We start from the raw sequence: 20,842 nt of genomic DNA on the forward strand, positions 1-20,842 counted from the left end.
GGGAACCACGCGTACCCATCCCGAACACGACCGTTAAGCCCTCCAGCGCCGATGGTACTTGGACCGCAGGGTCCTGGAAGAGTAGGACGTCGCCAAGCACAGATAACCGACCATATTGATATGGTCGGTTTTTTGTTGTCTGTAAGACGAGCACGATACATTTTTTAAACAAAAAAGTCAGTTCCCACATCGTCCTGCCTCATGAGGAAGCAGGTTAACGATGATAGAAGCTGACATCTGCCGCTGTGATACGGAGGACACCGTCGCGTTTGGCTTTGCGCAGCCGGCGGATTAAGAGCATTCGTGGAAGGAGAAACCAGAGATGACACATAATGAGACTGATCATTGTGCCTTCGTTCGCCCAAGGGTAGAAAACACCGATTGCGCATAGACCGAGCCAGAACAGATGACGATGCAGCCTGCGGAACAATCCGAGCTGTATGTTGGCTGTTGGAATATATCCGATCCATGGTGTCATGACACGCCAGCCCCAGCGCCGGTAATCGGGCTCATCGACACGAATAAGAGTGAGACGAGTAATAATGTAATGGATAATCTGCGTGCCGAGTAACCCAACGCCTAACGCTTTGGCGCCATCTACTTGGTACATAAGCAAAAGGAAGATGGCTAGTATGGCTATAACGCAGAGATGGCTTCGAAGCAGCTCTTCGCGAACGGTTATTTTCTGAATGAGCTGGTACTGATAGATTGTTGCTTTCTCCTGTTCGGAGAGTTTTCCCCTCATAGGTGCTCAACACCTTTCTCTCTTCTAACTCATTTTATCGGATATTTCCCGTCTATTGTGTAGACTTCCCCTCCAAAGAAGTGCAAGCTGTGCGTCACCAATCTGGGCACTTCGACATAAACTGTATTACTATTTGAAATGGGCTATGAAAGTCGTATACGTTGCTAGAGTTTGTGGCATACTAGTAAGATGCAGTAGCTCACTTGGATGAGGTGAAACCTATGGAAGAACATGTAGGAAAGGCTTGTATTATTTGCGGTCATGAGAAGCAGGAAGGTATTCGTATCATTGATGGGTTCATATGCGAAAGCTGTGAGATTGAGATGGTGGGCACCGATGTGCAGGATGCTAAGTACCCCTTCTTTATTCATCAACTGAAGCGCATTTGGATGCAAAATAATGCATAGCAAGGTGCATCTGAACAAGCAGCCGAAGTAATCCCTATATCTCTCGGACCATCATTAGCAACCGAGAAGGTTAGGGGTTATTTTGTTTCACGTGCAACATTTGCACCAAGTCTTATCCAAGATCGATTATGATGGAAGGGATGAGCAGTTAAGGAGGATTTTATTTTGCGAGCGCCATTATTTGAACAACTAATTTCCTTATATGCAACTAATCCGAGCAGTTATCATGTACCAGGACATAAATATGGCACGTCGCTCTCTTTGCTGGAAGATACGAGTAATGAGCAAGTGCTGCAAGCCTATCAAGCGGTTATGCAGCTGGATGTAACGGAGTTGTCCATGACGGATGATCTACACGGACCGTCTGGTGTTATTGAAGAAGCACAACAATTAGCTGCAGCAACGTTTGGAGCGGAAGAAACCTCGTTCCTAGTTGGTGGGAGTACTGCGGGTAATCTGTCCATGGTGCTTGCGGTTTGTGATGCAGGGGATCTCATTATTGTACAGCGCAATGCCCATAAATCCGTATTGAATGGCTTGAAGCTAGCTGGAGCTAGAGCTGTATTCGTCATGCCGCAGAGGGAGCTTGGCAGTGGTCTGGACGTAGTGCCGAGCTTGATACAGATTGAGGAGGCGCTTGAACGCTATCCAGAAGCGAAGGCCGTGTTCCTGACGAATCCAAGCTATTATGGGCTAAGTGTGGAGCTAGAGCCATACGCCAAGCTCGTACATCGCTATGGCAAAGTGCTTCTTGTCGATGAAGCCCACGGGGCGCATTACGGTTTGCATCCAAGATTCCCTCGTTCGGCGCTGCAGGCGGGGGCCGATGCGGTTGTACAGTCTACACATAAGACGTTGACTGCGCTCACGATGGGTGCCATGCTGCATGTACAAGGACCGCGTATCGACCGTAAAGCTCTTGCTGAAGCGTTGCGAATGGTACAGAGCTCGAGTCCTTCGTATCCCATCCTGGCATCGCTTGATATCGCAAGAGCTGTAATTGATAGCGCCGGAGAGCAATTATTCGAGCGAGGGATCGCGGCAGCGGACGATTTTCGACATTGGGTTACCGAAGAGTCAGCTCATTACGAGCTTTGTTCATCACGAGTGTGTGATGGCAACGGTCTGCAAGTACAGCTCGATCCGCTGCGTGTAGTACTGCGAAGTAAGACAGGAAAACACTCTGGCTTCGAGCTATTGCGACAACTGGAGAGCTTCGGCTGTTACGCGGAGATGGCGGATGTTCACTATGTGGTCTTGTTATTTGGAATGGGAGCTGAAACATCCGATGTCGAACGTCTGAAGCAGGCTCTCACCGCGATTGCGGCGGCAGAAGGGATACCAGCAACAGCAACAGTATCGCCGCTGACTAATGAGCCAATTGCCTATCAGCAGTCAGTGTCGGAACCTGTGTTATTTTCCCGAAAAGGGGCAGGAGCGGATTCAAAAAAGATAGAAATCGTGGAGCTATCGTGTGCAGAGGGCTTGCTCGCAGCGGAAGCAGTCATCCCCTATCCACCAGGCATACCGCTTCTCTATGAGGGCGAACGGATTACAGCTGATACCATTGTCATGATTAAGCGGCTTGTCCAGTATGGCGCCAGATGCCAAGGTGCGACTGACCCAACCATGCAGACGATCACGGTGCTGCGGACGGGCTAATCGTTTACGCACCTGATTGGCTTTGATATGATAAGGGTATTAACGGTTAAGAGGAGTTACTTTTGGTGGAAAAAGGATTGTTTTTGACGTTTGAAGGCGGCGAAGGAGCAGGAAAAACGACACTGATCAACGGTGTGGTAGAAGCGCTTCGGAATCGCGGAAGAAATGTGCTTTCAACTAGAGAGCCAGGCGGCAGCCCTATTGCGGAGGAGATCCGCGGTGTCATTCTCGATAAGAAAAATACAGCGATGGACGCGCGAACAGAAGCGCTGCTCTATGCTGCTGCAAGACGTCAGCATCTTGTCGAGATTGTACTGCCAGCTCTGAATAGAGGCGACGTCGTTATCTGTGATCGGTTTGTCGACAGCAGTCTTGCTTATCAAGGACATGCGCGCGGGCTAGGCATTGCAGAGGTGCGGTCTATTAATGATTTTGCGATAGATGGCGTGATGCCGAATTTGACGATTTGGATGGATATTTCGCCGGAAGCCGGCCTTGCCCGAATTAATAGCACGAAGGGGCGAGAAGTGAACCGGCTTGATCTGGAGGAACTCGCATTTCACGAAAGGGTGCGTGAAGGCTATCAGCAGCTAATGGCGAATGAGCCGGACCGTATTATACGCGTTAATGCCGAACAATCGGCGGAAAACGTGCTTCGTGACGTGATTGAGATAATAAATCGACGAATTTAAAGGATTAATTGCTATCGGTGTCAAAATGAATAAGGTGATAGAAATGTCTGCCGTAGAAAGGAACTACTATTGGGAGGGATTCGAATGAAATTAGTTATTGCGATTGTACAAGATAAGGATAGCAACCGGTTATCGAATGCTCTAGTAAGAGAGGGCTTCCGTGCCACAAAGCTGGCCAGTACAGGCGGTTTCCTGCGAGCAGGAAATACAACATTCATGATCGGTATCGAAGATGAACGGGTACACGAGGTGCTGACGGTCATTCGATCCAATTGTAAAGTCCGCGATCAGCTGGTTTCTCCAGTATCCCCGATGGGCAGCACGACGGATGCATATATTCCGTTCCCGGTCGAGGTACAAGTCGGCGGCGCAGCCGTATTCGTCGTACCAGTAGAACGTTTCGAACATTTCTGATTGGGCGTGACGCATAATGAAGATTAATCCGGGCTGGCGGCCACTAGGCCAGGATCGTACGCGGCCGGATCTAGGGGCAAAGCCGATTGCGCCTAAAAACTTTGCAGATGTCATGAATATTCATGATGAGCAAAGAACAATTGAAGAGCTTCAAATGAAGCTGCAAGATATTCATAATCAAGGCGAACGGCTGGCGCGCTCTATGACGGTGAGAGAGCTGCGCCTTTACCGTCAGATGGTAAAGCAGTTCCTTGAGGATACCGTTCGGCGCGGCGTTGGCATGAAAGAAACGCGTGGCTTCGACCGACGCGGACGGACGAAGCGATACAAACTGCTTGAGGAACTGGACTCGAATCTGCTTCAGATGGGCGAAGAGCTTCTTGATTCGGAGGAAGGCAGACTTGAGCTGCTGCAAAAAATCGGTGATATCCGCGGATTATTGATTAACCTGTTTTTCTAGAGAGGATTAACAAGTATGAGCATTGCTGAGCTTGCGGGGCAACCGAGAGCGAAACGCATTTTGCAATTTGCGCTGGCTAGCGGCAAAGTGTCGCATGCCTATCTATTCAGCGGTCCTTCAGGTAGTGGGCGAATGCAGATGGCGATGGCTTTTGCCAAAGCGCTGTTCTGCAAAGGTGGAGGAGACGACGCCTGCGGTCACTGCCTGGAATGCCGCAAATTCGAGCATGGCAATCAGCCGGATCTCCATCTGGTTGAGCCTGACGGCAATTCCATCAAAATCGACCAAATTCGCGAGCTCCAAAGAGAGCTTGCTTATCGAAATATAAACGTGGACCGTAAAGTCTATATTGTGAAGCGTGCCGAGACGATGACTCTTCAAGCGGCGAACAGCCTGCTGAAGTTTCTGGAGGAGCCGCAATCGCCTGTCGTTGCTATTCTGCTGACGGAGAATGGACAAGCTGTTCTGCCTACAATTCGGTCGCGGACACAGCTCGTACCGTTCATACCGCTTGCACCTCAGATGATGCTGCAGACGCTATCAGACGAAGGCGTTCCCCAGCTGTCTGCCCGTGCTGCCGTACATCTTGCATCTGGTGTCGATGCATGCAGGGCGCTTATCCAGCAGAATGGGTTTGCAGAAATGAGAAACGTAGTGATACAATTAGGAAAGGACAGTCTGACCCGATTCACCGCGGCGATGTTGTCTGCACAGCAGCAAATTTTTAAGACAGAGCTCGGTGAGCAACCGCAGCTTCTATTATCTTTATTGGTACTATGGTATAAAGATATGATTCATTTTCAGGCAGGAAGACATGAAGCAATTGTTTTTATAGATCAGCTTGATTGGATTGGCAAACATGCATACTCGCGCTCGGCGGAGGGCTGGGTCAGATGCATGGAGTATACGCTTGAGGCAGGTAAACGGATGCGTGCGAACGTATCGCCGCAGCTTGCGCTTGAGCAGCTCCTAATCCGTGTACAGGAGGGGTGATGAATTGTATAACGTCGTTGGTGTTCGCTTTAAGAAGGCGGGCAAAATCTATTACTTTGATCCAGTCGATTTCTCCATCGATAAAGAGCAGTATGTTATCGTAGAAACGGCAAGAGGGATCGAGTACGGGAAAGTAGTGGTTGGACAGAAGCAAGTCGGTGAATCGGATGTTGTCCTTCCGCTGAAGAAAGTCATACGGATTGCCGGTGACAACGACGCCAGAATAGTCGAAGAGAACAAGACGGCGGCGCGTAACGCTTTTGCCACTTGTCTTGAAAAAATAAGAGACCATCAGCTGAAGATGAAGCTGGTCGATGTTGAATTTACGTTCGACCGCAACAAAATCATTTTTTATTTCACAGCTGAAGGCCGGGTTGACTTCCGGGAACTCGTTAAGGATCTGGCCAGCGTGTTCCGCACGCGGATCGAGCTGAGACAAATCGGTGTACGCGATGAAGCGAAGATGCTTGGCGGCATCGGACCTTGCGGACGCATCTTATGCTGCTCCACATGGCTTGGCGATTTCGAGCCTGTGTCCATCAAGATGGCGAAGGATCAGAACTTATCGCTCAATCCGACGAAGATCTCCGGACTATGCGGGCGACTCATGTGCTGCTTGAAGTATGAGCACGACAATTATGAGAGCATTCGCGAGGAATTGCCGGCAGTTGGTAAATATGTCGTGACTTCTTATGGTGAAGGTAAAGTAACGGGCATCAACGCGGGTTCCAAAACGGTGTATGTACAGCTCTTCGATGGCGGCAAGCCGAAGGAGCTACCGCTCGATGATGTTGTCTTAAAGTAAGCTAGCGCACATAATGCTAAATCCGAAGCTGCACAGCCTTGGGGTGAAGACTTGAAAAGAGATATCTTTAGTCAAATAAGCGAATTTGAATCCCACTTGGGAAGCTTGCATCAAGAGATCGGTGCAATGAAAGAGAAAATCAAATCGCTCCTCGAAGAGAACAACCGGCTCAGTATAGAAAATGGGCAACTGCGTAAAGTATTAAAGCGTGAGACGGCGGTTCATTCGCCGAAGAAGCCTGTTGCGGTACCGGTTGTCGTCGATGAGGAGATCAATACGTTGCCAATTGAAGAGCCAAGCGCCACAGCCGATACAGCTGGTGTTGGACAAGGCTATGACAATTTGGCAAGACTGTATCATGAAGGATTTCATATATGCAATCTGTATTACGGCCATTTGCGTACGGAAGGCGACTGCTTGTTCTGCCTTTCCTTTCTCAATAAAGATTGAACAACAAGACCCTTATTGATAGGGTCTTGTTTGCATATAGAAGGCTGGTACGTAGTCATCAGGTGAAGGAGCAGAAATTGTGGTCAACGAAGTGAAATTAGAGCCGAATGAAAGGCTTGATGATCTCTTAACGCATGAATTATATATTATTCAAAGCCGAGAGGTGTTCAGCTTCTCAATGGATGCGGTGCTGCTGGCACGGTTCGCAGCCGTTCCACCACGCGGGAGGATTATTGATCTATGTACGGGGAATGGCGTTATTCCGCTGCTCTTAACGACACGGACGAAAGCAGCAATCGACGCAGTGGAAATTCAGCCTCGATTGGCAGATATGGCAAGGCGGAGTGTGGAGGCTAATGGGCTGACGGAGCAAATTAAGATCTATGAAGGTGATCTGCGGGAATTTCATAAGCAGCGTCAAGGCATGTATGATGTTGTGACGGTGAATCCGCCATATATGCCGGCAGGCTCCGGCGAACAGAATGGGAATGAGCATTTTGCGATGGCAAGGCATGAGCGTAACGGCACACTTGATAATATTGTGGAGGCATGTGCGCGGCTTGTTCGGACGGGCGGCCGTGTTGCGATGGTTCATCGTCCGTCGCGGCTCGTAGAGATTATGGAGACGATGCGCAAGTGGAAGCTTGAGCCGAAGCGTATTCGTTTCGTACACCCGCATAAGGATGCGGAGGCGAATATGGTACTCATTGAAGCGCTGCGTGATGGTAAGCCGGACATCAAGCTGCTCCCGCCGCTTATCGTGTACAACGAGCAGCGGCAATATAATGAAGAATTAATGCGGATCTATTATGGCGATAAAGCTGCAGAGGCTAAAATGGCGGAAGCGAGGAATACAGAGAAATGATTGTACAACGGAGCTTTAGCAAAGAGGGAGAGCGCAGCGAGAGCGGCACCTTATACTTGGTCGGTACGCCGATAGGCAACTTGGAGGATATGACGTTTCGGGCGATTCGAACGCTGAAGGAAGTGGATTTAATCGCAGCAGAGGATACGCGCCAAACGCGTAAGCTGCTTGCGCATTTTGAAATCGCGACGCGCCTGGTCAGCTATCATGAGCATAACAAGGATGCGAGCGGCCCAGAACTGATTCGGCTGCTGGAGACCGGACAGTCGATCGCGATTGTTAGTGATGCGGGGTTGCCTGCAATCTCCGACCCTGGCGCAGATCTTGCTGCGGCCGCCGCGGAGCGGGGAATAGCGGTTGTACCGATTCCTGGTGCGAACGCTGCTCTGTCGGCGCTTATCGTATCCGGGCTGTCGACGGAAAATTTCTTCTTCGCAGGCTTCCCGCCGCGCGATCGCAAGCCGTTAACGAATTGGCTGCAGCAGCTGCAAAAGCAGGAAGCGACGATAATATGCTATGAATCGCCGCATCGGATTACAAAGACGCTGCCGGTGATGCTCGAGCAGTGGGGCGATCGACGGATGGCAATGGTGCGAGAGCTGACGAAGCGCCATGAAGAAGTAGCCCGCGGTACAATCTCTGAATGTATCAGCTGGCTGGAGGAGCATCCACCGCTTGGCGAGTATTGTCTCGTTATTGCGGGCATAAGCAAGGAAGAAGTGGCCGAGCTAAAGCAAGGCGAGCAGAGCTGGTGGGCAGCGCTAAGTCTAGAGGAGCATGTGAGCCGCTACGAGGAGCAAGGGGAAGATCGCAAGGAAGCAATCAAACGAACTGCACAAGATCGCGGCATGCAGAAGCGGGACGTGTACAATGATGTGATGAAGAAATGAAGAAGTGAATATATAAAAAAAGACCCCCCTGGCCATATTGGCCCAGGGAGGCATCAAGGAGTATAAAAAGGTTAGAATTAACATATTGGATAAACTTATTATAACCTATAATTCTTAGTTTGTCTCTTATTTTGTAACAGGAGTTGGCATTTCAGTCAAACAAGCGTTACAAACGATTTTGCCTTTGAAGTAAGCCACGTTCTCTGCATTGCCACAGAAGATACAAGCAGGCTCATACTTCTTCAACATAATGCGTTCGCCATCTACATAAATTTCGAGTGCGTCTTTCTCGCCAATACCGAGCGTACGGCGCAGCTCGATAGGAATAACAACACGTCCGAGCTCATCTACTTTACGTACAATGCCTGTCGATTTCATCATGATCTATCATTTCCTCTCGTACTAGATTACATCGTCACGATTCGACAAAATCCATCATTTTATGCTTTAATAATACCAACGTTTCCCATAATAGTCAACGACGATTTGACGGTAAATATGACCAGTGACGTTAGGTTTGCTTTAAACAGAAAGCAAATCATCTACTAATATCGTACAATATTTGTAACCAGATTGGAAATGAATTTGCGACATCATTCGACAAACATTCGACTATTGTGTCGAAACGATGAACGATTGAAGGAGTGATTATAGAAATGGCAGCTCGTAAGCGCAAGGAACGATTGGCGGAGGAGAAAGTGTTCAAGGACCCCGTTCATAAGTACATTTACGTGCAGGATCACTTGATCTGGGACTTAATTAATACGAAGGAATTTCAACGACTTCGACGTATTCGCCAGCTTGGCACCTCCTATTTGACCTTTCACGGCGCAGAGCACAGCCGGTTCTCCCATTCTCTCGGCGTCTATGAGATTACCCGCAAAATCATATCCCAGTTCGAGCGAGCTGGCTACACGGATTGGCCTGCCGGAGAGAAGCTGATCGCGCTATGCGCGGCGCTGTTACATGATATCGGACATGGCCCTTTCTCCCATTCCATTGAAGATGTTTTTGACACGAATCATGAAGAGTGGACATGCCGCCTATTATTAGAAGAAACAGAAATTAACGCTGTGCTGAAAGCCTATGATTCCTCCTATCCCGAGCGGGTTGCAGCCGTCATCTGCAAGACTTATTACGAGCCGATTGTTGTTAGTCTTGTCTCTAGCCAAATGGATGCAGACCGGATGGATTATCTGCTGCGGGATGCGTATTTTACAGGAGTAAACTACGGCACTTTCGATCTGGAACGGATTCTGCGAGTACTTCGGCCCTACCGGGGAAGAATTGTAGTGAAAGAGAGTGGCATGCACGCGGTTGAGGACTATCTCATGTCGCGATACCAAATGTACTGGCAGGTGTATTTTCATCCGGTTACGCGCAGCTCAGAGATCATTCTCCGGCAAATCTTCCGCAGGGCGAAGGAGCTGTACGCATCTGGTTACGCATTCAGTTGGATGATTGGTCCGCTGGAGCAGCTGATAGCGGGAAGAATGGATATTGAAGGTTATTTGGCACTTGATGAGGCGCTCGTTCAGACCGCCTTTAGCATGTGGGTAAATGAGCAGGATGAGGTGCTTGCTGATCTATGCCGCCGATTCCTAAACCGAAAGCTGTATAAATATGTAACGATGGATCATGCGGATGAGCAGCTCTGGCAAGAAATACGCGAACAGTTCAAGGCGATCGGGCTGCACCCGGACTACCATCTGGAAATTGACTTTCCATATGACTTGCCCTACGATGTTTATCGACCTGACGCGGCGAATGCTGAGGGTAAGGAAGAAAAACCACCGATTCTGCTGCTGGGCCGTGACGAACAGCTGTCGGAAATATCCGAGCGATCCAGTATCATCAGATCCATCACAGGTATTCGCCAAGGCAAGTACCATCTGTATTACCCGGAAGAACCTCTTCGCGAATCAGCGACGAAGCTCCCGGCGAATTTGCGCGAATTATTCGCTTTATTGTAGAAAGGGGCTACTTTGGCACCAATGTTAATCGACACACATACCCATTTGGACTCGTCGAAATTCGACGAGGACCGCGCAGAAGTTATCGAAAGAGCTCAAGCTGCAGGTGTACATAAGCTTATTAATATCGGCTTCAACCGGGAAACGATTCCGACCACGATGCAACTTGCCGAGCAGTATTCGTTCATCTATGCCGCTGTCGGCTGGCATCCGGTAGACAGCATTGATATGCTGCCGGAGGATCTGGATTGGATTGCATCTTTATGCGATCATCCGAAGGTTGTTGCGATCGGCGAGATTGGACTCGATTATCACTGGGACACTTCACCTAAAGATGTGCAGCAGCGTGTATTTCGGGAGCAAATTCAGCTAGCGAAACAAAAGCAGAAGCCGATTGTAATCCACAACAGGGACGCACATGAGGATGTCGTCAGACTGCTTCGTGAAGAGGGCGCAAGGGAAGTCGGCGGCGTCATGCACTGCTTCTCTGGAAGCTGGGAAACGGCAAAGCAATGCCTCGATATGAACTTCTATATTTCGTTCGGGGGACCGCTTACATTCCAAAATGCACGTGTGCCAAAAGAGGTGCTTGCGCATGTGCCGCTTGACCGTCTGCTGATTGAAACAGATGCCCCTTATTTAGCTCCGCACCCCCATAGAGGGAAACGAAATGAATCATCATTCGTCCGTCTTGTAGCAAATACGATGGCGGAGCTAACAGGCAAGTCCGTGGAAGAAATAGCTAAAATTACGACCGAAAATGCACTGAAATGTTTTGGAATGTAGTGAAAATGGAAGTGAAAGCAAGGATTTAGGACCATTCCGTTGAAAAAACTAACTTTATTCCTAGAAATCAAGTTGAAATCACTGGATTATCCTAAAAATTCGCTAAAATCGTCATTAATCAGTTCTTTACAATGTGCAGCGATAGACGGTATGATTCATTTCAGAGCAACAAAACTTGTATTCCTTTTCCAATAAACGCTTAATCTCCGAAGTTTTGGAGAGCGGGGGAACCAATTGTTGAAACTGTTTGTATCACGCAGTGAAATGAATTGCGCGGTGGCAAACAGAAGTAGACATGGAGATTCTTCTTGGGGTGAATTTTGCTTGGTGACGTGGTTGAAGACATCGCTTAACGTCACGAGCGAATAGGGCGACTCTCACGCCCGAATCCGACAGCTAACCTCGCCAGCGTAAATAAGAGAGATCAACCTCGTGCATGCAATCCATGCTTACCCTTGTCGAATTGGGAAGCCACGAAACAGATCCTCTGTCATCGGGCTTCTTTTTTGTTTGAATGAAGCATATTGTGACGACACAGGGCGTATCATGGAACGGGCACGGAGGTGAATAAGGATTGGAAATGCGTGCGTTTATCGCACGCCAAATCTCAATAGTCGCGTCTAAGTATCATGCGTAACAAGGCGGCGGGGCTATGTAAGGAGGACCGAAGAAATGGGAGCACTCCAGATGAAGGACACCACCCATGGTAAACGATCATCCAGCATGTCTTTCGCATTGCGATGGAAGCATGAGAACGTGCGTTTAATTGTTCTAAGCGCTCTGATCTCAATCGCTATGACTTTCATGTTTTTGGTGTTGTTGCACGGAACGGCTGACAAGCACGTGTCCGTAGTAGTGAATGGACGAGAAACGATTGTTTCGACAAAACAATGGTCCCTTCAACGCCTACTGGATGAACAAGCCATTACTGTTGGCGCTTATGATAAAGTGTCGATGTCGCTCGATGGCGGAATTAAAGATGGCGACCGGATTGTAATTGATCAGGCGGTACCTTTAGTTGTAAAGGCAGACGGCAAAGCAAAGACGATGTATACGACAGAAAAAACGGTAGCGGCAGCGATCGATCAGGCTGACATATCGGTACGTGGTCAAGATAAAGTCGTACCCCCGTTAACGTCTTCGCTTGAGCCTAACATGATTATTACGGTTACACGGATCGATAAGAAGTACTCTGAGAGTGCATATCCGGTTCCGTTCACGGTCGTGAAGAAGGAAGATCCGAAGCTCGCATTGGGGAAAGAAAAACTTGTCCAGACGGGCAAACAAGGCACGATTGTGAAACGGTATGAGAAGGTGTTCCAGAACGGCGTTCTCGTATCGCAAACGCTCGTGGAGAAAATGACGAAGTCCTCTGCCGTGGATCAAGTCGTAGCAATAGGCACGAAAAAGCCTGAACCGAAGGTGACGATGCTGTCTGCTAAATCACCAGCGGTGACAACGCTGACGAAGCGGGGCGTAACGTTCAGCTCGAAGAAGATGCTTCGTAACGTAACGCTGACGGCGTATTCAGCCGGCGTCGCATCGACAGGCAAAGGGAAGAGCCATCCGCAGTACGGTATTACCGCATCAGGGGCACGTGTTCAGGAAGGCCGGACAATTGCAGTTGATCCGAAGGTTATTCCGATCGGCTGGTGGGTCTATATCGAGGGCATCGGCTTCCGTCGTGCGGAGGATACGGGCAGCGCGGTTAAAGGAAACAAGATCGACGTTTACTTTGACAGCGAATCGTTTGCCGATAAATTCGGTTTGAAGCGAGGTTATACGGTCTACATACTAGGACCTAAGAAGCCAGAGTCGCTGTAAGAAGAGATTTTGCCCGTAGTGTATGGGATTTCTTCTTCATTCATATCGTATTTTGCACGTAAATATGCCATCATAAGAAGAGGCGCTGCCTCTTCTTTTTGTATGTTCGTCTGAAGGGAGTGAATGAACGTCCCATGATTAAGGAAATTATTGTCGTAGAAGGTAAAGACGACACCGTCGCGATTAAACGTGCCGTAGAGGCAGAGACCATAGAGACAGGCGGCTCCGCGATCGGTGATGCGGTGCTGAAGCGCGTGAAGCTGGCGATGGAGCGTCGCGGCGTCATTATCTTCACGGATCCCGACCATGCTGGTGAGCGGATTCGCAAAATCGTCGCGCAGCATGTGCCTGGCTGCAAGCATGCGTTCCTCCCACAGGAGGAGGCGCTATACAAGGGCGACATCGGCGTTGAGAATGCTTCGCCTGAAGCGATTCGGCGCGCGCTGGCGAACCTGCGAACGGAAGCGGTAGAAGGAAGCGGCACGCTAGCGGAAGTGACGATGGAAGATCTAATGCGGGCAGGGCTGCTCGTACATCCGCAGGCATCGGAGCGGAGGCTTACGATGGGCAATTTGCTTGGACTAGGCTATGCGAATGGAAAGCAGTTCCTCAAGCGGTGCCAGACGTTCCGAATTACGCGTCAGGAGTTCGACCAGGCGCTTGCAACGATGGAGCAGTCTAATGAAGGAGACCAGCCATGACAGAGGGAATAAGAAAGAATGTCGATGTCGCTTCGCCGAAGCATACGAAGGACATCATTAATAAGTACGGGTTTACATTTAAGAAGAGCCTCGGTCAGAACTTTCTGATCGATCAAAATATTTTGCGTAAAATTGTCGGTGCAGCAGAGCTGGATGAGACGAAAGGCGCACTTGAAATCGGCCCAGGTATCGGTGCGCTTACGCAGCAGCTTGCTCAGGAAGCGGGACGCGTTACGGCAATTGAGATCGACAACAGGCTTATCCCGATTCTGCAGGATGTCTTCGCAGATACGCCGAATGTGCATGTCGAGCACGGCGACGTATTGAAGATGGACTTGCCCGAGCTGATGGAGAAGAAATTCGCAGGGCTGTCCGGCGTAAGCGTTGTGGCCAATTTGCCATACTATGTAACGACCCCCATTCTAATGAAGCTGCTGGAAGAGAAGCTGCCGCTTGAAAATATTGTTGTCATGATTCAGAAAGAAGTGGCGCAGCGGATGGCAGCGAAGCCAGGCGGCAAGGAGTACGGCAGCCTCAGCGTAGCGGTGCAGTACTATTGCGTGCCTGAGCTCGTCTGCATCGTGCCGCATACGGTGTTTATTCCGCAGCCGAACGTCGATTCGGCTGTTATTAAGCTGTCGCTGCGTAAGGAGCCGGCCGTCGAGGTGGAGGATGAAGCTCATTTCTTCCGCACGGTGCAGGCGAGCTTCGCGCAGCGCCGCAAGACGCTGATGAACAACCTGACCGCACTCGTGGGTAAGGAAAACCGCGAGCAGCTCGTGCCGCTGTTGACAAACTGCGGAATAGACCCTGCACGCCGTGGCGAGACACTATCGCTTGCGGAGTTCGCGGTGCTCAGCAAGGCACTGTTAGCGGCAGGCTTCACGGGTTAAAAAACATAATCGGAAGCGCACCATCAGGGGCGTCTCCCCATAGGATAGACGAAGAGGTGATTTGCCCATGAAGCAAGGGGACCTGGTCGTCCGCAAATCCTATGGCGGGGACGTCCTTTTTCGTGTTGCGACAACGTTAGAAGAAACGGCCATTTTGAAGGGAACTGACTACCGTCTGCTTGCAGACGCACCTATTGTCGATTTATCGGTAGTCAGCGACCCGGAATCGTCAGGCGCCGCCAGGCAGGCCCGCATAAAGGCAAGCGAGTCTACCCTGCGGATACAGGAGCAGCGTGAGCAGCAGGCGCTTGAACGTGAGCTTGCGCGCGCGCAGAGTGAAAACCACTCTTATTTTGAGGTGCCAGGAAAAGTCCTTCATCTAGATGGGGACAGCAATTATATGAAGAAGAGCATGCAGTTGTATACGCAAATGCGAGTGCCTGCTTACGGAGTCTATGTGCATGAGTCGCAAATGGCCGATGTCGTATATCGCCTGCTTCCGCAAATCAAGCCGGATATTATCGTGATTACAGGCCATGACGGCGTGCTCAAAACAAGCAATCGCGATGAGCTGCACAGCCTCGCCAGTTACAAGAACTCGCAGAATTTTGTAGACGCCGTGCGCATCGCGCGCCAGTACGAGAAGAGCAGAGACAATCTCATCGTGATCGCTGGCGCCTGCCAGTCTCATTATGAGGCGCTGCTGCAGTCTGGCTCGAACTTTGCTAGTTCTCCTGGCCGCGTGCTCATTCATGCGCTCGACCCGGTCTACGTCGCTATAAAAGCAAGCTACACGTCCATCAGGGAGACAATTAATCTGTCGGACGTCATTCATGGCACGATCAGCGGCATTGACGGTGTTGGAGGCATTGAGACTCTTGGCAAGTTTCGAGTAGGCATGCCGAAGCCGAAAGCGCTTGTCGGTGTGAAGCCAACCGTATAATATGGCAGGGCTCCTAACAAAATATACATGAGTTCCTAAAACAAACTTAATAATTGTTGACATGTGATGAAGACCGCTGTTATAATTATTATTTTTTGACAAACCACCTCCTTTTGGTTATAATGGACAAGGAAAGAGGTGGTAGTGCACAATGGCAAAAAATGCGCTATTGGAGATCAAACGCAGTTTGGAAACCCATGTCGGATCCAAAATACGTCTTCGTGCAAACGGTGGTCGTCGAAAGACTATTGAACGGACCGGTGTGTTAGAAGAAATCTACCCTTCTGTATTTATTGTCAGGCTTGATCAGGATCAACATGCATTTAAACGTGTTTCCTACAGCTACGCCGATATTTTGACGGAGTCCGTTGAAGTGACGGTCGATAGCGATGATGGTCAAGTTCGCATTACGTATATACAGTAAATTGCAGCTAAAAAACAAATGCAATTGCAGTACATGTGCAGATGATGCTAGTGGAGCGGGCTTGCTCCAATTGGCAGTATCTGCACTTTTTTTATGGTCGTATAGCTGTATGAGGAAGTCCGGCTGGAACACATACTAACGGTACGATCCGAGAATCAGGAGGCGACGAGTAGTGTCCCGCAGAAACCGCAGTATGATGAGTGAGGAAATGAAGAATGCGCTGGCTAAGGAGCTGGGCTTCTATGACACCGTCCAGAAGGAAGGCTGGGGAGCGATTAAAGCGAAGGATGCTGGCAATATGGTGAAGCGCGCCATTCAGCTCGCAGAGCAGACTGTGGCAAAGCAGTACCAAGCCGCGCAACAACAAAGGCAGCAACCGGGAGCTTACAACGCTGCCTCTCAGCAGCAGCAAACTGGCAGAACCACGTATATGCCGCCACAGCAGCAATCGTATGCCGCATCTACCAGCACGCAATCTATCGCTAGCCGCGTAACGGTTCCTGCCTATATGCATCAAGCTGTGCAGGCCGCTCAGCAGCAAGCGAACCACTATCCGCATTAATAAGCCATTCACCATGAAGCTAAGATGTGCGTAAAAACGCATCTTAGCTTTTCTTATGACCTTTTGATAAAATAAAAAGATGTATAAGTTTTCTAACGATAATGAACGGGTGAGCATATATGAAAATTTATGAGAAAGCACCGGCGAAGATCAACCTCCTGCTGGACGTCAAGCGTAAGCGCGAGGATGGCTTCCACGAGGTGGAGATGATTATGACGATGGTCGATCTGGCGGATCGGCTCGAGATGGAGGAGCTTCCGCGAGATACGATCATCATATCGAGCCAGGCCGGATACATACCGCTGGATGAGAAGAACTTGGCGTTTCAGGCCGCAAGGCTTATTAAAGACCGATATAACGTCCGCAAGGGCGTCTATATCCATTTGGACAAGAAGATACCGGTTGCAGCAGGCCTCGCTGGTGGAAGCAGTGATGCAGCTGCGACGCTGCGTGGGCTGAACCGCTTGTGGGGGCTCGGCATCTCGGAGGAAGAGCTGTGTGAACTTGGCGCGGAGCTTGGGTCCGATGTGCCGTTCTGCGTGACGGGAGGCACGGCGATTGCCCGAGGGCGGGGTGAGAAGCTCGAGCGGATCAGCAATCCGCCTCAGTGCTGGGTCATTCTTGCGAAGCCGCCGATTAACGTATCGACGGCAGACGTCTACGGCAAGCTGCGCGCGAATGAACTGAAGCAGCACCCGTCGACGCCCGATATGCTGTCGGCGATATCAAGCGGCTCGTTCGCGGGCGTATGCACCTATCTCGGCAATGTGCTTGAAACGGTAACGCTTCAGCTTCATCCGGAGGTGCTGCAGATGAAGGAGATTATGCAGCGTCTTGGTGCGGATGGCGTTCTTATGTCGGGCAGCGGTCCGACTGTATTCGGCCTTGTGAGCAAGGAAGCGAAGGTTTCGCGAATCTATAATGGGCTTCGCGGTTTCTGCAAAGAAGTATACGTGGTAAGAATGCTGACATGAAGCAGACGTGTGTCTTGATTAAATCCGTATGAAAATGTTATATTGTCATTATAATATTCGGGTTTAGCAAGGGGGGAGTACGCTTTGAGGAAGTTGAAACGAAGTGCAAGGTTAGTAGAAATGACGCAATACCTACTTACTCGCCCCCATACGTTAATTTCTCTAACAGCATTTGCTGATCGCTATCAGTCTGCCAAGTCATCGATTAGCGAAGATTTGGCGATTATTAAAGAAGTGTTCGAGGAAGAGGGACTGGGTGAGCTGCATACGTTGGCAGGCGCTGCAGGCGGTGTGAAGTATATTCCGAAGATGGGCGGCGCAGAGGCGCTCACCATAATGAATAGTATCTGCAGGAAGCTGGAGCAGCCGGAACGAGTGCTCGCAGGCGGGTATTTATACATGACCGATATGCTTGGACAACCTGGCTTGCTGTCGGATGTTGGACGAATGTTTGCAACAGCTTTTGCCCATCTCGATATTGATGTTATTATGACCGTTGAGACGAAGGGTATTCCGCTTGCTCATGCTACGGCGGCTTGCATGAACTTGCCGGTCGTCATCGTGCGTCGGGATAACAAGGTAACCGAAGGCTCCGCTGTGAGCATTAACTACGTCTCCGGATCAAATAAACGGATTCAGACGATGTCGCTTACGCGTCGCGCGCTGAAGGAGCATGCACGCGTGCTTATTATTGATGATTTCATGAAAGCAGGCGGAACGATTCAAGGCATGATGGATCTGCTCTATGAATTCAACGCGAAGGTTGCGGGGGTTGGCGTCTTCGTCGAGTCCGGCGAGCTTGAGGGCGAAGAACGACTGTTCGAAGACTATGTGTCGCTGGCAAAATTGACAGCGGTTGATATGAAGACGAAGCATACGACGGTTGTCCCAGGCAACTATTTTACAGGCAACGTAAACTAGAGGAGGATTTCTTGCACATGAAAGCACAACCGCAAATGATTGCAACCGATAAAGCGCCAGCTGCGATCGGTCCTTACTCCCAAGCGATGAAGCTTGGCAATTTGTTGTTCACATCCGGTCAAATTCCGCTGACGGCGGAAGGCGTGCTCGTAGAGGGCGGCATCGAGGAACAGGCTCATCAAGTGTTCCGCAACCTGGAAGCCGTGCTCGCGGAAGCGGGTGCAACATTCGCAGATGTTGTGAAGGCAACTGTGTTCATTAAAGATATGAATCAGTTCGCTGCGCTAAACAGCATCTATGCTTCGTACTTTGGCGATCATAAGCCCGCTCGTTCAACTGTAGAGGTGGCGCGGCTTCCCAAGGATGTCCTTGTCGAAATCGAGCTAATCGTATCAATATAAGTCGAATCGTCGGGGATTATATTTTTTCTTTAAAAAAAGTTAAAAACTTATCATTTATTTTCCAAACTTGTGAAGGATTTTGCATTGGAATGTGGAAGTACTACACCAAGTCTTAGATGGATAAAGGTGGTGAACACAGATGCAAATTACCGATGTTAGACTCCGCCGAGTAAATTCCGAAGGCCGGATGAAGGCAATCGCCTCAATTACCATTGACAATGAATTTGTCGTTCACGATATTCGCGTGATAGACGGTAACAATGGAATGTTTGTGGCAATGCCAAGCAAGCGTACTCCTGATGGAGAATTCCGCGATATCGCACACCCAATTTCTTCGACGACGCGGGAGAAGATTCAAGCTGCCGTACTCGCTGAATACGAGCGTGCTGCAACGGAAGAAGAAGTAGTAATTGAAGAAGGCGCGTAAGGCAAGAGAGTACTTTGTATAAGCGAAGAGAGCCCCTTATGGGGCTCTCTTTTCTTTTGCCTTGTAATACGCTATATTCAGTAGAGAATTTATCGAATTGGCGGATTAAGGTGAGAGTTCAACTCCCTAATATCGTTTAAGGTGAGAGTTTAGCTATCGCTAAACTCCCTATTAATAGGAGGGGTTCCTTTGAAAGTAATGGCAGTTGTTCTTGCAGCAGGTCAAGGAAAACGAATGAAATCGAAACTATATAAAGTGCTTCATCCTGTTTGCGGCAAGCCGATGGTCGGGCATGTGCTGCAGACGGTGAAGGACGCAAATTGCGAGCGGACGGTTGTCGTTGTCGGCCACGGTGCGGAAACGGTCCAAGCCTACTTGGGAGATGGCGCGGAGTTTGTGCTTCAAGCGCAGCAGTTGGGCACAGGACATGCGGTGCGGATGGCGGAGCCGCTGCTTGGCGAAGAGTCCGGTACGACGGTTATTCTGTATGGCGATACGCCGCTTGTGACGTCTGAGACGATCCAGTCACTACTCGATATCCATACGAAGAATGAGGCGGCAGCTACAGTGCTGACGGCTGTTGTGCCGAATCCGCAAGGTCTAGGCCGTATTATCCGCGACGAAGCGGGCAACGTGCTGCGCATTGTGGAGCAGAAGGATTGCACGCCGGAACAAGCGGCAATTACGGAGATCAACACAGGCATGTACTGCTTTGACAATAAGAAGCTGTTCCAAGCTTTGGCGAAGGTGACGAACCAGAATGCCCAAGGCGAGTACTACCTGACAGATGTGATGGAGATTCTGCGGGAAGCGGGCGAGACTGTCGGCGCGTACTGCACGCCGGATTTCGCAGAGGGTATCGGCGTTAATGACCGTGTTGGCCTTGGCGAAGCGGAAGCGCTCATGCGTGCCCGTATCATTCGGAAGCATCAAATCAACGGTGTAACGGTGATAGATCCTGCGGCGACTTATATTGAGGCAGACGTCGCGATCGGCTCGGACACGGTCATCTATCCAGGTTCCGTTCTGCGCGGCAGCACGGTGATCGGGGAGGATTGCGTCATCGGGCCGCATGCGGAATTGACGGATACGAAGGTTGGCAACGGTGTGAATGTGAAGCAGTCGGTAACGACTGAAGCGATCATCGGCGATGAGTGCGCGGTAGGACCTTTCGCGTATTTGCGTCCGGGTGCGAAGCTGGGCACAGGCGTGAAGATCGGCGATTTCGTTGAAATTAAAAATGCCGAGCTCGGCGATGGTACGAAGGTGTCGCATCTGAGCTACGTGGGCGATGCGAAGGTCGGCAAGGACGTGAACATCGGCTGTGGTGCGATCACCGTCAATTATGACGGCTATAACAAGTCGCAGACAGAGATCGGCGACCGTGCATTCGTCGGCAGCAACGTGAATCTGATCGCCCCTGTGAAGATCGGCGACGGCGCTTATGTGGTTGCAGGCTCGACGATTACGCAGGACGTGCCGGAGAATGACGTGGCGATTGCACGCGAGCGCCAAGTGAATAAACCAGGCTACGCGGAGAAGCTGCGCGGACGCGCGAAGGCACGGAAGGACAGCCAGTCCAAAGGATAAGGTAAAGGACGCGTAAGAGGGGCTCGTTCGTTTATTTCAG

At 50.1% G+C, this 20,842-nt stretch carries 24 protein-coding genes, 1 rRNA gene, 1 pseudogene and 1 riboswitch; of the genes and pseudogenes, 24 read left to right on the forward strand and 2 right to left on the reverse strand.

Annotated elements, in window-relative coordinates:
• Nucleotides 1-98 (forward strand): 5S ribosomal RNA (gene rrf, locus AC0LWF_RS25480); the annotation flags it as partial.
• A 116-nt stretch (nucleotides 99-214) separates the two neighbouring features.
• Here rrf and AC0LWF_RS25485 read toward each other — a convergent pair.
• Nucleotides 215-745 (reverse strand): transposase, encoded by a 531-nt coding sequence (locus AC0LWF_RS25485; RefSeq protein WP_474654344.1) that lies wholly within the window; start codon nucleotides 743-745, stop codon nucleotides 215-217.
• A gap of 221 nt (nucleotides 746-966) precedes the next feature.
• On the opposite strand from AC0LWF_RS25485, the gene AC0LWF_RS25490 reads away from it, so the two are divergent.
• The 10 genes from AC0LWF_RS25490 (at nucleotide 967) to rsmI (ending at nucleotide 8,383) form a co-directional block, all read left to right on the forward strand.
• Nucleotides 967-1,152, forward strand: a complete 186-nt coding sequence (locus tag AC0LWF_RS25490) for a sigma factor G inhibitor Gin (RefSeq protein ID WP_474654345.1) — start codon at nucleotides 967-969, stop codon at nucleotides 1,150-1,152.
• 165 nt (nucleotides 1,153-1,317) lie between these two features.
• Nucleotides 1,318-2,814, forward strand: a complete 1,497-nt coding sequence (locus AC0LWF_RS25495) for an aminotransferase class I/II-fold pyridoxal phosphate-dependent enzyme (RefSeq protein WP_474654346.1) — start codon at nucleotides 1,318-1,320, stop codon at nucleotides 2,812-2,814.
• Between the two features lie 65 nt (nucleotides 2,815-2,879).
• Nucleotides 2,880-3,506: a dTMP kinase gene (tmk, locus tag AC0LWF_RS25500; protein ID WP_474654347.1), complete on the forward strand. Its 627-nt coding sequence runs from the start codon at nucleotides 2,880-2,882 to the stop codon at nucleotides 3,504-3,506.
• Between the two features lie 84 nt (nucleotides 3,507-3,590).
• Nucleotides 3,591-3,920 carry a cyclic di-AMP receptor DarA gene (locus AC0LWF_RS25505; RefSeq protein ID WP_090583132.1) on the forward strand — a complete coding sequence of 110 codons (330 nt, stop codon included), beginning with the start codon at nucleotides 3,591-3,593 and terminating at the stop codon, nucleotides 3,918-3,920.
• Between the two features lie 16 nt (nucleotides 3,921-3,936).
• Complete coding sequence (locus AC0LWF_RS25510; RefSeq protein ID WP_474654348.1) at nucleotides 3,937-4,380, forward strand: YaaR family protein; 444 nt, start codon at nucleotides 3,937-3,939, stop codon at nucleotides 4,378-4,380.
• A gap of 15 nt (nucleotides 4,381-4,395) precedes the next feature.
• Nucleotides 4,396-5,373, forward strand: coding sequence for a DNA polymerase III subunit delta' (holB, locus tag AC0LWF_RS25515; protein WP_474654349.1), 978 nt, complete (start codon nucleotides 4,396-4,398; stop codon nucleotides 5,371-5,373).
• 4 nt (nucleotides 5,374-5,377) lie between these two features.
• On the forward strand, nucleotides 5,378-6,178 hold the full coding sequence (locus AC0LWF_RS25520) for a PSP1 domain-containing protein (RefSeq protein ID WP_474654350.1): 801 nt from the start codon (nucleotides 5,378-5,380) through the stop codon (nucleotides 6,176-6,178).
• Between the two features lie 51 nt (nucleotides 6,179-6,229).
• Complete coding sequence (locus AC0LWF_RS25525; RefSeq protein ID WP_474654351.1) at nucleotides 6,230-6,628, forward strand: initiation-control protein YabA; 399 nt, start codon at nucleotides 6,230-6,232, stop codon at nucleotides 6,626-6,628.
• A gap of 76 nt (nucleotides 6,629-6,704) precedes the next feature.
• Nucleotides 6,705-7,493 carry a tRNA1(Val) (adenine(37)-N6)-methyltransferase gene (locus tag AC0LWF_RS25530; protein WP_474654404.1) on the forward strand — a complete coding sequence of 263 codons (789 nt, stop codon included), beginning with the start codon at nucleotides 6,705-6,707 and terminating at the stop codon, nucleotides 7,491-7,493.
• A complete protein-coding gene (gene rsmI / locus AC0LWF_RS25535) occupies nucleotides 7,490-8,383 on the forward strand; it encodes a 16S rRNA (cytidine(1402)-2'-O)-methyltransferase (protein ID WP_474654352.1) in 894 nt (297 codons plus the stop codon). The genes AC0LWF_RS25530 and rsmI overlap by 4 nt, the downstream gene beginning before the upstream one ends.
• A gap of 126 nt (nucleotides 8,384-8,509) precedes the next feature.
• On the opposite strand, the gene AC0LWF_RS25540 is transcribed toward rsmI, so the two are convergent.
• Entirely contained in the window at nucleotides 8,510-8,764 is a 255-nt protein-coding gene (locus AC0LWF_RS25540) for an AbrB/MazE/SpoVT family DNA-binding domain-containing protein (RefSeq protein ID WP_090583121.1), read from the reverse strand.
• Between the two features lie 275 nt (nucleotides 8,765-9,039).
• On the opposite strand from AC0LWF_RS25540, the gene AC0LWF_RS25545 reads away from it, so the two are divergent.
• The 13 genes and pseudogenes from AC0LWF_RS25545 (at nucleotide 9,040) to glmU (ending at nucleotide 20,802) form a co-directional block, all read left to right on the forward strand.
• Nucleotides 9,040-10,356 (forward strand): HD domain-containing protein, encoded by a 1,317-nt coding sequence (locus tag AC0LWF_RS25545; protein ID WP_474654353.1) that lies wholly within the window; start codon nucleotides 9,040-9,042, stop codon nucleotides 10,354-10,356.
• A 21-nt stretch (nucleotides 10,357-10,377) separates the two neighbouring features.
• Entirely contained in the window at nucleotides 10,378-11,142 is a 765-nt protein-coding gene (locus tag AC0LWF_RS25550) for a TatD family hydrolase (protein WP_474654354.1), read from the forward strand.
• A gap of 186 nt (nucleotides 11,143-11,328) precedes the next feature.
• Nucleotides 11,329-11,568, forward strand: a riboswitch (cyclic di-AMP (ydaO/yuaA leader).
• Between the two features lie 246 nt (nucleotides 11,569-11,814).
• On the forward strand, nucleotides 11,815-12,966 hold the full coding sequence (locus AC0LWF_RS25555) for a resuscitation-promoting factor (RefSeq protein ID WP_474654355.1): 1,152 nt from the start codon (nucleotides 11,815-11,817) through the stop codon (nucleotides 12,964-12,966).
• Nucleotides 12,967-13,100: 134 nt separating this feature from the next.
• Nucleotides 13,101-13,667 (forward strand): ribonuclease M5, encoded by a 567-nt coding sequence (rnmV, locus tag AC0LWF_RS25560; RefSeq protein ID WP_474654356.1) that lies wholly within the window; start codon nucleotides 13,101-13,103, stop codon nucleotides 13,665-13,667.
• A complete protein-coding gene (gene rsmA, locus AC0LWF_RS25565) occupies nucleotides 13,664-14,560 on the forward strand; it encodes a 16S rRNA (adenine(1518)-N(6)/adenine(1519)-N(6))-dimethyltransferase RsmA (RefSeq protein WP_474654357.1) in 897 nt (298 codons plus the stop codon). The genes rnmV and rsmA overlap by 4 nt, the downstream gene beginning before the upstream one ends.
• A gap of 67 nt (nucleotides 14,561-14,627) precedes the next feature.
• The gene (gene yabG / locus AC0LWF_RS25570) at nucleotides 14,628-15,503 is read left to right on the forward strand and encodes a sporulation peptidase YabG (RefSeq protein ID WP_474654358.1); all 876 of its coding nucleotides are present in this window, start codon (nucleotides 14,628-14,630) and stop codon (nucleotides 15,501-15,503) included.
• Between the two features lie 151 nt (nucleotides 15,504-15,654).
• On the forward strand, nucleotides 15,655-15,927 hold the full coding sequence (gene veg, locus AC0LWF_RS25575) for a biofilm formation stimulator Veg (protein ID WP_090583107.1): 273 nt from the start codon (nucleotides 15,655-15,657) through the stop codon (nucleotides 15,925-15,927).
• Nucleotides 15,928-16,099: 172 nt separating this feature from the next.
• Nucleotides 16,100-16,273: pseudogene (locus AC0LWF_RS25580) on the forward strand (protein sspF); the annotation flags it as partial.
• Between the two features lie 335 nt (nucleotides 16,274-16,608).
• The gene (gene ispE, locus AC0LWF_RS25585) at nucleotides 16,609-17,463 is read left to right on the forward strand and encodes a 4-(cytidine 5'-diphospho)-2-C-methyl-D-erythritol kinase (RefSeq protein WP_474654359.1); all 855 of its coding nucleotides are present in this window, start codon (nucleotides 16,609-16,611) and stop codon (nucleotides 17,461-17,463) included.
• An 84-nt stretch (nucleotides 17,464-17,547) separates the two neighbouring features.
• Nucleotides 17,548-18,384: a pur operon repressor gene (purR, locus tag AC0LWF_RS25590; protein WP_474654360.1), complete on the forward strand. Its 837-nt coding sequence runs from the start codon at nucleotides 17,548-17,550 to the stop codon at nucleotides 18,382-18,384.
• A gap of 17 nt (nucleotides 18,385-18,401) precedes the next feature.
• Nucleotides 18,402-18,785, forward strand: coding sequence for a RidA family protein (locus AC0LWF_RS25595; RefSeq protein WP_090583100.1), 384 nt, complete (start codon nucleotides 18,402-18,404; stop codon nucleotides 18,783-18,785).
• 139 nt (nucleotides 18,786-18,924) lie between these two features.
• Nucleotides 18,925-19,212 carry a septation regulator SpoVG gene (spoVG, locus tag AC0LWF_RS25600; protein ID WP_090583098.1) on the forward strand — a complete coding sequence of 96 codons (288 nt, stop codon included), beginning with the start codon at nucleotides 18,925-18,927 and terminating at the stop codon, nucleotides 19,210-19,212.
• A gap of 189 nt (nucleotides 19,213-19,401) precedes the next feature.
• Nucleotides 19,402-20,802, forward strand: coding sequence for a bifunctional UDP-N-acetylglucosamine diphosphorylase/glucosamine-1-phosphate N-acetyltransferase GlmU (gene glmU, locus AC0LWF_RS25605; protein WP_474654361.1), 1,401 nt, complete (start codon nucleotides 19,402-19,404; stop codon nucleotides 20,800-20,802).
• The last annotated feature ends 40 nt before the right edge of the window (nucleotides 20,803-20,842 follow it).

Source organism: Paenibacillus sp. sgz302114, from assembly GCF_056120345.1.

What these genes read in the sequence shown, in the direction of transcription:
- AC0LWF_RS25485 (WP_474654344.1), bottom strand. Translation starts at nt 745, where the DNA reads ATGAGGGGAAAACTCTCCGAACAGGAGAAAGCAACAATCTATCAGTAC.
- AC0LWF_RS25490 (WP_474654345.1), top strand. Translation starts at nt 967, where the DNA reads ATGGAAGAACATGTAGGAAAGGCTTGTATTATTTGCGGTCATGAGAAG.
- AC0LWF_RS25505 (WP_090583132.1), top strand. Translation starts at nt 3,591, where the DNA reads ATGAAATTAGTTATTGCGATTGTACAAGATAAGGATAGCAACCGGTTA.
- AC0LWF_RS25510 (WP_474654348.1), top strand. Translation starts at nt 3,937, where the DNA reads ATGAAGATTAATCCGGGCTGGCGGCCACTAGGCCAGGATCGTACGCGG.
- holB (WP_474654349.1), top strand. Translation starts at nt 4,396, where the DNA reads ATGAGCATTGCTGAGCTTGCGGGGCAACCGAGAGCGAAACGCATTTTG.
- rsmI (WP_474654352.1), top strand. Translation starts at nt 7,490, where the DNA reads ATGATTGTACAACGGAGCTTTAGCAAAGAGGGAGAGCGCAGCGAGAGC.
- AC0LWF_RS25540 (WP_090583121.1), bottom strand. Translation starts at nt 8,764, where the DNA reads ATGATGAAATCGACAGGCATTGTACGTAAAGTAGATGAGCTCGGACGT.
- AC0LWF_RS25545 (WP_474654353.1), top strand. Translation starts at nt 9,040, where the DNA reads ATGGCAGCTCGTAAGCGCAAGGAACGATTGGCGGAGGAGAAAGTGTTC.
- AC0LWF_RS25550 (WP_474654354.1), top strand. Translation starts at nt 10,378, where the DNA reads ATGTTAATCGACACACATACCCATTTGGACTCGTCGAAATTCGACGAG.
- AC0LWF_RS25555 (WP_474654355.1), top strand. Translation starts at nt 11,815, where the DNA reads ATGGGAGCACTCCAGATGAAGGACACCACCCATGGTAAACGATCATCC.
- rnmV (WP_474654356.1), top strand. Translation starts at nt 13,101, where the DNA reads ATGATTAAGGAAATTATTGTCGTAGAAGGTAAAGACGACACCGTCGCG.
- rsmA (WP_474654357.1), top strand. Translation starts at nt 13,664, where the DNA reads ATGACAGAGGGAATAAGAAAGAATGTCGATGTCGCTTCGCCGAAGCAT.
- yabG (WP_474654358.1), top strand. Translation starts at nt 14,628, where the DNA reads ATGAAGCAAGGGGACCTGGTCGTCCGCAAATCCTATGGCGGGGACGTC.
- veg (WP_090583107.1), top strand. Translation starts at nt 15,655, where the DNA reads ATGGCAAAAAATGCGCTATTGGAGATCAAACGCAGTTTGGAAACCCAT.
- ispE (WP_474654359.1), top strand. Translation starts at nt 16,609, where the DNA reads ATGAAAATTTATGAGAAAGCACCGGCGAAGATCAACCTCCTGCTGGAC.
- AC0LWF_RS25595 (WP_090583100.1), top strand. Translation starts at nt 18,402, where the DNA reads ATGAAAGCACAACCGCAAATGATTGCAACCGATAAAGCGCCAGCTGCG.
- spoVG (WP_090583098.1), top strand. Translation starts at nt 18,925, where the DNA reads ATGCAAATTACCGATGTTAGACTCCGCCGAGTAAATTCCGAAGGCCGG.